General features: G+C 56.6%; 1 protein-coding gene. It reads left to right on the forward strand.

Features of this window, described 5'->3' with window-relative positions:
* Positions 1 to 261 precede the first annotated feature (261 nt).
* A protein-coding gene (locus QME66_13715; GenBank protein MDI6810001.1) for an IS3 family transposase occupies positions 262 to 1664 on the forward strand; the annotation gives its coding sequence in 2 pieces (ribosomal slippage) (positions 262 to 577 and positions 577 to 1664; 1404 coding nt in all).
* The last annotated feature ends 155 nt before the right edge of the window (positions 1665 to 1819 follow it).

The raw sequence follows: 1819 nt of genomic DNA on the forward strand, positions 1-1819 counted from the left end.
CTTTATGTACGCAGTGCATATCTTCGCCGCAATGTCCCTCGGAATCGGGGGAATGCCGTAGAGGCGGTCAAGAAGCCCGCGGCAACGCCTGCCGTCTGCCCTCTGTGTCAATATAGCTGAGACACCTCCCCTATGGTAAATTAGAGTAGAGGGCGGGGAGGAGAAAATACTATGATAGTTGAAACGATCAAAGCAACCCAGGGAAACGAAGAAGCCCGTAGATCGACTGAGGTTCCCTGGGGCGGAACAGGAGCCGCAGTCATGCCGGACCCGGAAGTCCCCACGAAGGCCTCAAGGCGGCGCTTCACCTCGGAATACAAGCGCCGCATCCTGAAAGAGGCCGATGGCTGCACCGCACCGGGCAGCCTGGGCGCCCTTCTGCGCCGGGAAGGGCTGTATGCATCGAACCTAAACACTTGGCAGCGCCAGCGGGACCGGGGCGTTCAGACCGCCCTTTCGCCCAAGAAGCGGGGCCAGAAGGAATCGAACCGTAATCCGCTCCAGGCAGAGAACGAGAAGCTCCGCAAGGAAAACGGCCGGCTCACCACGCGCCTCAAGCAGGCTGAGCTCATCATCGACTTTCAAAAAAAAGTTTCGCAGATGCTGGGGATCCATCTCTCGACGCCCGAGGAAGGAGGGAACGATTAATGGAGACCGCTCTTACTCTTTCCTCTGATATCGGGATCAAGCCTGCCTGCGAAGCGCTTGATATCCCACGATCCGGGTTCTACCGTGCGCAGACAAGGAAGAACACGCCTGCGGTGGAGCCCAAGAAGCGTCCGAGCCCGCCCCGCGCGTTATCTGCCGAGGAACGCCAGGAGGTGCTCGATATCCTCCATTCCGACCGGTTCGTGGACAAAGCGCCTCATGAGGTCTACGCAACCCTTCTGGATGAAGGGGTATATTACTGCTCCATCCGCACCATGTACCGCATCCTCGACGATAAGACGGAGGTCAAGGAACGCAGAAACCAACTCAGCCATCCGGTATACCAGAAGCCCGAGCTTTTGGCAACAGCCCCGAATCAGGTCTGGTCATGGGACATTACCAAGCTCTTAGGCCCGGCCAAGTGGACATATTTCTATCTCTATGTGATCCTCGATATCTTCAGCCGCTACGTGGTCGGCTGGATGGTCGCCCCTGCGGAATCAGCGGCCCTGGCCGAGAAGCTGATCAAAGAGACCTGCGCCAAGCAGCGGATCGGCAGAGACCAGCTCACGATCCATGCGGACCGAGGCTCGTCCATGAAATCGAAGCCCGTAGCGCTTCTGATGGCTGATCTGGGCGTCACCAAGACCCACAGCAGGCCCCATACGAGCGATGACAACCCGTACTCCGAGGCCCAGTTCAAGACCCTCAAGTACCGGCCGGACTTTCCAGAGCGGTTCGGATGCATCGAGGACTCCCGGAACCACTGCCAGGGGTTCTTTCCGTGGTATAACAAAGAGCATCGGCACTCGGGAATCGGTCTGCTGACCCCGGAAGCCATGCACTATGGCTTTGCCCAGGATGTCCGTAAGGCCAGAGAAGAGGTCCTACGGATCGCTTATGAAGCCCATCCGGAGCGTTTTGTACGAAAAATACCGGTCCCACCGGCCATCCCGGAGGCGGCGTGGATCAATAAACCGAAGCCAGCGCCCGAGAGTGAACCGGTTCTACACTAAATTCGGACGCGGGGTGTCTCAAAGTCATTGACAGATTCCGTAAGCTTGAAGCTTTATTTCGCTGTCCTAAATGTAGTTCATTGGTTTCTAAAGAACGTTTCATCGAAGTAGAGAAAAAAGTTACTTGCAAATGTGGCTCTATTAGTATTGATTGG

The sequence above is a fragment of the Candidatus Eisenbacteria bacterium genome (assembly GCA_030017955.1).
Taxonomy (GTDB): Bacteria; Eisenbacteria; RBG-16-71-46; order JASEGR01; family JASEGR01; genus JASEGR01.